The organism is Candidatus Erwinia dacicola (genome assembly GCF_001756855.1).
In the GTDB taxonomy this organism is placed as follows: domain Bacteria; phylum Pseudomonadota; class Gammaproteobacteria; order Enterobacterales; family Enterobacteriaceae; genus Erwinia; species Erwinia dacicola.
This window is the reverse complement of sequence record NZ_MAYS01000575.1, coordinates 1-7538: the sequence shown is the minus strand read 5'-3', so window position 1 is coordinate 7538 and position 7538 is coordinate 1. Positions and strand designations below refer to the sequence as shown.

The 7538-nt window shown below is 56.6% G+C and carries 7 protein-coding genes and 3 pseudogenes; all 10 read right to left on the bottom strand.

Features of this window, described 5'->3' with window-relative positions:
* Nucleotides 1-274, bottom strand: a pseudogene (locus BBW68_RS17210) (IS1595 family transposase); the annotation flags it as partial.
* A gap of 43 nt (nucleotides 275-317) precedes the next feature.
* A pseudogene (locus BBW68_RS18990) lies at nucleotides 318-482 on the bottom strand (IS4-like element ISEc60 family transposase); the annotation flags it as partial.
* Nucleotides 483-527: 45 nt separating this feature from the next.
* Nucleotides 528-740, bottom strand: coding sequence for a transposase (locus BBW68_RS14270; RefSeq protein WP_070135859.1), 213 nt, complete (start codon nucleotides 738-740; stop codon nucleotides 528-530).
* A 139-nt stretch (nucleotides 741-879) separates the two neighbouring features.
* Nucleotides 880-1254, bottom strand: a complete 375-nt coding sequence (locus tag BBW68_RS14265; protein ID WP_070135858.1) for an alpha/beta hydrolase family protein — start codon at nucleotides 1252-1254, stop codon at nucleotides 880-882.
* An 81-nt stretch (nucleotides 1255-1335) separates the two neighbouring features.
* Nucleotides 1336-3336, bottom strand: a complete 2001-nt coding sequence (locus tag BBW68_RS14260; RefSeq protein ID WP_070135857.1) for a tRNA(Met) cytidine acetyltransferase TmcA — start codon at nucleotides 3334-3336, stop codon at nucleotides 1336-1338.
* Between the two features lie 63 nt (nucleotides 3337-3399).
* Nucleotides 3400-4189, bottom strand: a pseudogene (ypfJ, locus tag BBW68_RS14255) (KPN_02809 family neutral zinc metallopeptidase).
* Between the two features lie 143 nt (nucleotides 4190-4332).
* Entirely contained in the window at nucleotides 4333-5046 is a 714-nt protein-coding gene (purC, locus tag BBW68_RS14250; RefSeq protein ID WP_070135856.1) for a phosphoribosylaminoimidazolesuccinocarboxamide synthase, read from the bottom strand.
* Nucleotides 5047-5206: 160 nt separating this feature from the next.
* The gene (gene bamC / locus BBW68_RS14245; protein WP_070135855.1) at nucleotides 5207-6226 is read right to left on the bottom strand and encodes an outer membrane protein assembly factor BamC; all 1020 of its coding nucleotides are present in this window, start codon (nucleotides 6224-6226) and stop codon (nucleotides 5207-5209) included.
* A 15-nt stretch (nucleotides 6227-6241) separates the two neighbouring features.
* Nucleotides 6242-7120 carry a 4-hydroxy-tetrahydrodipicolinate synthase gene (gene dapA / locus BBW68_RS14240; RefSeq protein ID WP_070135854.1) on the bottom strand — a complete coding sequence of 293 codons (879 nt, stop codon included), beginning with the start codon at nucleotides 7118-7120 and terminating at the stop codon, nucleotides 6242-6244.
* Nucleotides 7121-7253: 133 nt separating this feature from the next.
* Nucleotides 7254-7538, bottom strand: a 285-nt coding sequence (locus tag BBW68_RS14235) for an IS30 family transposase (protein ID WP_070135853.1), incomplete at its 5' end; no start/stop codon positions are given.

The window sequence follows — 7538 nt, the reverse complement described above, 5'->3', positions numbered from 1 at the left end:
GAAGCCCGAAAACAGGCACTTTTCCGGCAGCACCTCTGCCACGCTGACCTTTACGACAACCACCAAAATAACTTTCGTCCAGTTCAATCTCGCCATCAAACCAGGAGTGCCTATCTACGTGCTCGGCTATCAGCACTCTGAGGCGGTGAAAATAGTATGCAGCAGTGTTCCTGTGGACACCAACCAGCTCTGCGGCAATACGGGCTGTGGAGCCTGCAATAAACAGTTCAAGTAACCGTTCCTGTTTGTACTGACTGAGTCTGCTTTTTCTCATGGCACTATCCTAGATGATCTTAGTTATCTAGGACAGCCCCTTATTTAACGGATGCTGTTCCTGTCAAATGACGTCCGATACTGGTAAGAGTGAGAGAGGCACCATTTATGACAGCACTGGTTGCATCAATCAGTGATTTCTGGCGGTAAAGATGCAGAGGCTCCAGTACACTTTTAAAGAATTTTTGGCATAATACACGGGCAGGCATAGCGGTGATTTCCTTGAAATTGTTAGCGCAATCAATTAGATCACATTACGCTATGCCTGTCTTGTTTTCTGGGGATTCATCAGGGGGAAGCCCCGAAGGGGTTTTACTTTGTCGCTCCAGCCTGAGTTTATTGACCCAGCGAGTCAGAGCGGAATGGCTGACATTAACCGCTTCGGCGGCCTTAACGAATGTGTAGCCGTGGTCGACAGCCAGTTTTGCAGCTTCCAGCTTAAATTCAGCCATGAAATGTTTAGCCATTTGATCACCTCTCGTGTTGTGGAGGTGAGCATATCACCTCCGATCAGGTCGCAAGTATCAGTGTGCCACTACATCGTCGAAATACCGGCGCGGCACGGTAAACTGCAGGCGATCCGCGTGAGTAAATGGCAGCGTACTGTCATCGTCGCCGTGGATCAGGTGGATAGTAGTGCGCCGACTGGCGCGCTGCAGCAGCGTGGTATAGCGCCCGCTGAAGGCGACCACTCTGCCCGCCAGATTCGCCTACACTTTCACCGCTTCGAGCACCATCATGCTCGCCCTGCGAGAATCGCACCAGCGCGGTGGCGTCCGCTTTGATGCCGCTCAGCTGCTGCCAGTGACGCTCGCTGGCGGTAAACTCTGCCATCACGCCATCCACCTGTAGCTGCAAATCCGTGCTGTCGGGCGCAAACCACTGGCGGCCAAGTTCATCACCGGATGGCTGCAGGCCATCGATACTCACCACCAGCGCGCGCGGAAACGCCTGCGCAAACCTGTTACCGATCTGCCCCATCGCTACTCCTTAAACGATGGGGGTGATGATCTGCCCCTGAGCGCGGAAGAAAATAAACGGTTTTTGACGATGACGTTGAATTTATTGCAACGAGTTAAGCCACTGGCGCCAGCGGGCAGCCAGCTGCCTGTCCAGCGCTACCAGCCCCTGCTGGGCTTCTTGGCGCTGCGCAGCCAGCAGCGCTTTACGCCCGGAGAGTTTCGCCTGAGTGGTCACTTCAGCAGTGCTTTGTTGCGCCAGAAGAGAGGCGCTCAGCAGAGGCAGTGCGCAGGGGCGCTGGCAGACCAGTCTGCCCAGCGCAGCCAGACTGGCTCCAAACGGCCGCTGTGCCCAGGCAAAACCGGCCAGCTCACGCCAGTCATCCTCATCAATATCAGCATAGCAGTGCGTCGCGAGCGGCAGCTCTTCCGCGGGCAGCTGACGACGTAACCACGCCCCTGCCCGCTCGAAGCGCTGTGAGGCACGCTGTGCCAGCCGTTGTCCAGCAGGGCTGAGCGGCAAAATCGCCATCGCGTTGTAGCAGCCGCTGCTAGCCTCGCGGACGCTGCCGATACGTACCAGCTGAAAGCCGCAGCGCTGCCAGAACTGCCAGAGCTCTTGGGTGAAGCCAAAGCTCACTGACAGATAATCTAGCTCCTGCGCCTGCTGCTGACAGCCCGCCACCAGCTGCTGACCGACGCCCTGCCTGCGCAGTGCGGCGGTGACCGCAATACGGCTGATACGCCCGGAGCGCAGCTGCGGCGCGTCGACCTGCCCGGCATGCGCCGCCAGCGATTGCGCCACTAAGTTGCCGTGCGGGCGGCGGGTTCCGGCCCAGACGGCGCTGGAGAGCGCCGCGCTCAGGCCGCCTTCATCCACCAGCCATAGCGCGCCCTGCACGCTGTCGCCCTGCAGCGCGGCGCTGAAATGCATGCCAAGCGCATCCATCATGCGCCGCAGGTCGAGCGGCGAAGTGCGGTAGTGCGCGCTGGTCAGCAGCTGATAAACTGCTGCCATACGCGCAGGCTGCTGCACCCAGTCGGGCTGTTCCAGCGCCACGTAACCAATGCTGCCACGCAGCGGCTCAACTACCCGGTCATCAAACAGCAGCGCATCGCTGATAAACGACTCCAACGGATCGTTCGCCGCCCAGCGCAATGGGGTATCGAGCTGGTGCAGCGTCACGTTGGGCAACGCGGCGCAGAATTTCAGCAGGAAGCCACGCCCAGTGCCTTCGTAACCCTGTACCGTGGTGGTCAGCAGCACGCGCGGAAACAGCGCTACCAGCTGGTGCAGCAGCTGCGCGGGAATAGCCGCCGCCTCGTCAATCAGCAGCCAGTCCACGCCGGGCTGATGCAGCGCCGCTTCGGCCAGCAGGCGGTCGGGAGCAATAAAATGGAAGGCATCACCGGCAAACTGCGCCAGTACCTCGGTGGAAACTTTGCTCGGCGCGGTGACTAGGCAGTGCCCCGGCCAGCCAGCGGCTAGCATGCCCGCCAGCGCAGACTTGCCGCGCCCGCGCGCTGCGGTGATCGCCTGAACACCGGGAGGAGCGTGCAGAAGTTTTGCCAGGATTTGCTGCTGCAGGCTGCCATCGTCCGGCAGCCACTGCGGCACGGCTTCAGCGACGGGTAATATCAAGGGGTGATTTTCCCGCCAGAGCACAGCCCGGGCATCGGCCTGTATCAGCTGCTGCAAACGCTGAATAAAACGCGGGGTGGCGCACGGCGCATCGCGCTCGCTCCAGCGCAGTGAATCCTCATCAGGCTGCTGCGCCCAGCGGTCCCACTCAGGGACCAGCAGCAGCAGCCAGCTGCCCGCCTGCAGCGTTCCCGACAGGGCGGCCAGCGCTTCGGCGTGAAAACCACAGCGGGCATCGAATACCGCGTGGCGGAACTCGCGCCCGAGCAGCGTACGGATGGCGGATGGCGCGCAGCTTTGCAGGCTATGCGACGGCTCGCCAACCCACAGCCAGTCGCCGGGCAGCTGCTCCATTAAGCCTGCAGCCTGCTGTTCACTCCATTGCGTTGTCCCACTAATCACCAGCAGTCGTCGCCAGCCTTGGCACTGCAGCCGGGCCGTGCCGTCGCGCCACTCACTCACCCGCGTTTATCCGACAAAGGTATTACACTGGCCAGGATTTCCGCCGTCGAAGCCTTTTCTAAACTAGGTATAGCTCTGCTGTGAAGTGCTGTGGGTAAAGTTGTCCGGCACCACGCGCCCCTGACCGCGCTGCAAAGACGATCGTCACCAATTGCCTTTGCAGCATTCAGGGCAGATTCGAGGTCACCGGTTTCCAGTACGTTCTGCTGCTGCATATAGTGGCCCCAAACGCCGGCAAAACAGTCCGCCTGCAGTTCCATCTTCACTGACAGCTGATTCACCTGAATCTGACTGGCCCCCTGCTGCATCTGGCAAACTTTCTGCTCAATGCCGAGCAGGTGCTGAACGTGGTGACTGACTTCATGGGCGATCACATAGCCCTGAGCGAATTCCCCACCCGCGCCGAGTTTATTTTTCATTTCGTTATAGAAAAAGAGGTCGATATAGATTTGCTGTCGCCGGGGCCGTATAACGCCCCATCGCCGCCTAGCCGCCGCAGGTTGCGGTACATCACCAGCGCAGAGGCTTTCCATCTTTTCTCCATCTGCTGGAACAGCTGCTGCCAAGTATCTTCAGTCATGGCAAAGATGGTGCCGGTAAACTGAAACTGCGCCGCTTCATCCTGGACTGGCCTTGCTCTGTTGCTGGAAAGTTCGTGTCATCTGCGTGCCGTCCCCCCCCCTCCACCCAGAAGCGGGGAGATGTCGTAACCGTAATAGCCTGCCACCACTATAATTAGCAGGATAATTCCGCCTTTACCACGGGGAATACGCATACGCCCGCCGCCGTCCGTTCCGGACTCGTTACGGCGATCTTCTACATTGTCGCTTTCGCGACGCCCTTGCCAACGTATACAGTTATCCTCGTGATCGCTTAAAACAGCGTATGTGGATTTTAGTCTGATGCAGCGGGGAAAACCAGAAAACGTGGGAGCAGAAGGGGATTTTGCGCAAAAGGCTGAGGGAAGCCGGACGCACCCAACCTCAAAATAGCGGGTTAGTCGAGTTTCACGCCCAGACGATTAGCCACTTCTTCATAGGCTTCAATCAGGCCGCCGAGGCTCTGACGGTAGCGGTCTTTGTCCATCTTGTTCAGCGTCTCTTTGTCCCACAGGCGCGCGCCGTCCGGGGAGAACTCATCTCCCAGCACCACTTCGCCTTTGAACAGGCCGAACTCCAGCTTGAAGTCGACGAGGATCAGATCCACGTCAGAGAACAGCTTGCTCAGCACCTCGTTAGCTTTGTAGGTCAGCTTGCGCAGGCGCGCTAGGTTCTCTCTGTTAACCCAGCCGAAGGTTTCGCAGTAGGACTCGTTAACCATCGGATCGTTTTTTGCATCGTCTTTCAGGAACAGGTCAAACAGCGGTGGGTTGAGGATCATACCCTCTTCCACGCCCAGACGTTTTACCAGCGAGCCAGCCGCACGGTTACGGACCACACACTCTACCGGCATCATCTCCAGCTTCTTTACCAGCGCTTCGTTGTCAGAGAGCAGGGCTTCCATCTGCGTTGGGATACCGGCTTCTTGCAGTTTGGTCATAATGAAATAATTGAACTTGTTGTTAATCATTCCCTTACGGTCGAACTGTTCGATGCGCTCACCGTCCAACGCTGACGTATCGTTACGGAATTCGAGTACCAAAAGATCCGGGTTTTCGGTGCTGTAAACGGTTTTCGCTTTGCCGCGATACAACTCAGCTTTCTTCTGCATCTTGTTTAACTCCAAACGATAATGAACTGTTACTGTTGGACCGGCCATGCCGCCCCGTTAATATTTTGCCTGCCGGAATTATATGTTCCACACGTAAAAAACCGAAGCAATCTTTACGTCAGGCGAAAATAAAAAGGCCGGAATTTTCCGGCCTTGTGGCTTACTTGCTGAATGCGGCTTGGAACACCGCCACCAGCGCATCGTTCTGCGACTGGGTGAGCGGGTGACCTTTAGGGTCGAGGAACTGCAGGCTGCTACGGTTATCGAGGTCACCGATCTGAAGTTTGTAGTCGCCGTTTTTCAGTGCTGGATCCTTGGCACCAATTTCGTCAAAGGTATTGCGGCTTGGCGCTTTATACGTCACGTTCAGGCTACCCTGTGAGCGGTTGTTGTCGGTTACTTCCATGCCAATGCGCTTCAGCGTTGCCGGCAGGCGCTGCCAGACCACGTTGAACGGTGCACGCAGGATCAGATTAGCCAAGCCGGTATCATCGGCACCGCTCTGTACGTCAATTTGCGTTGGGCTGCGGCTGGCAGCAGCATCTTCACGTGTGGTTTCAACCTTATTCATTGCGGCGCTGATTTCGTTCAGCATCTGTGCGGTATAACGCTGGATCTGCACTGGCGAAGTGACCGTTTTATCCTGCTGCTGCAGCTCAAGCAGTTCCACCATCAGAACCTGCTGGCCTGCCTGCGGCTGAACGTTCAGCTGATAGCGACCACGGTACTGATTATCTTCATCAGCACGATTCCACTGTACCCAGTCAGTGGTCAGTGATTGACGCGCATCCTGACGATCGGCAATAGGGAACTTCAGTAACTGCACCGCGTCAATGACCTGTGGCCAGATAGCACTGCGGCTGTCGACCATCAGCGTACCGGTGTTACCGGCAAACTGGCTACGGGTACTAGCCAGAGTCTGCGCTGGCGGACGGATGTCCAGCTGCTTACCTACCTGCCCATTAGGGTTGACCAACGGAATATCAAAGTGGCTATTTTGAATCGGAAGGATCATGCCAGCAGGAGCGCGCAGATCGCTAAGCTCGACTGCCTGCAGGTAGAATTCATCACCGCTCACCTGACGCTTGTAACGCTGGTCATTTGAACATGCTGCCAGCAGCATGACCAACGACAGTCCCACGACTTTCGCTACCGTGGAATTTTGTACTGAGTAAGCCATTAATTCTCCCTAAATTTAAAGCAGGCCAGCGTTTTTCAGTGCCTGCTCGACAACCGGACGACCGGCATCGGTCAGCGGCGTCATTGGCAGACGCAGCGTATCGGTTGCTATTAATCCTAACCGTTTCGCGGCCCATTTGACCGGGATAGGATTCGGTTCAGCAAACAGCTTGTGATGCAGATGCATCAGGCGCTGGTTCAGGATGCGCGCTTCGGCAAAGTTGCCCTGCTGCGCCAGAGCGCAAAGCTCGACCATTTCACGTGCGGCAATGTTTGCCGTCACGGAAATCACGCCGTGCCCGCCCAAGTGCATGAAGTCGAGCGAGGTAGCATCATCGCCGCTTACCAGAATAAAGTCTTCATTTACCCATTCTTGGATCTGACTAACCCGCGATAAGTTCCCGCTGGCCTCTTTGATTCCGATAATATTTTTAATTTTGGACAGACGACTGACGGTTTCCGGCAGCAAATCCGTGCCGGTACGTGCCGGTACGTTGTACAGCATCTGCAGCAGCTCGGTGCTTTCCGCGATGGTTTTAAAGTGCTGATACAACCCTTTCTGCGTCGGACGGTTGTAGTACGGCGTGACAGTCAGGCAGCCAACAACGCCAGATTTTTCGAAACGTTTGGTCAAAGAAACGCCTTCCGCAGTGGCGTTTGCACCGGTGCCGGCAATCACTGGGATACGGCCATCGGCCAGTTCCAGTGTCAACATAACCACGTCACCATGTTCATCCTGGCTCAGGGTGGCGGACTCGCCGGTGGTTCCAACAGATACAATTGCCGCGGTGCCGCTAGCAATATGGTAATCAATCAGTTTTTTCAGACTCGCACGGCAGACATTACCTTTGTCATCCATCGGCGTTACGAGTGCAACAATACTTCCCGTGAACATTAGCCATCCCCTCGACAAACAAGTGCTTCATGGTACGTTTGACCGTGCAGTAAAAGCAAGCGTGCAGCACGGCTCAAGCGCTTGTCAGCAGTTTTTTATGTTTACCTAGCGGATTCAAGTTCGAAGTGCAACGCTAAGCCGCCTGTTTTAGCTCTACAATGACCACTGAAGGTTGCCGGAACCCAAGGCATTTCCGTGGCCTGCTATTCAGTGCTCCCTGGCACTTGCGGAGCTCGTCATCCGTCACTGCTGTCAGGTCAGTTCCTTTCGGGATAAACTGCCTCAACAACCCATTGGTGTTCTCGTTTAGCCCGCGCTGCCACGAGGCATATGGATGAGCGAAGTAGGTTTCCGCTTCCAACGCGTCAGCGACTTCCTTGTGCCGGGTAAACTCCCTGCCGTTGTCGAACGTGATTGT

Excerpts from the sequence above, each read along its gene's own strand:
- purC (WP_070135856.1), bottom strand. The coding sequence starts at position 5,046 with ATGCAGAAGAAAGCTGAGTTGTATCGCGGCAAAGCGAAAACCGTTTAC.
- dapA (WP_070135854.1), bottom strand. The coding sequence starts at position 7,120 with ATGTTCACGGGAAGTATTGTTGCACTCGTAACGCCGATGGATGACAAA.
- bamC (WP_070135855.1), bottom strand. The coding sequence starts at position 6,226 with ATGGCTTACTCAGTACAAAATTCCACGGTAGCGAAAGTCGTGGGACTG.
- BBW68_RS14270 (WP_070135859.1), bottom strand. The coding sequence starts at position 740 with ATGGCTAAACATTTCATGGCTGAATTTAAGCTGGAAGCTGCAAAACTG.
- BBW68_RS14265 (WP_070135858.1), bottom strand. The coding sequence starts at position 1,254 with ATGGGGCAGATCGGTAACAGGTTTGCGCAGGCGTTTCCGCGCGCGCTG.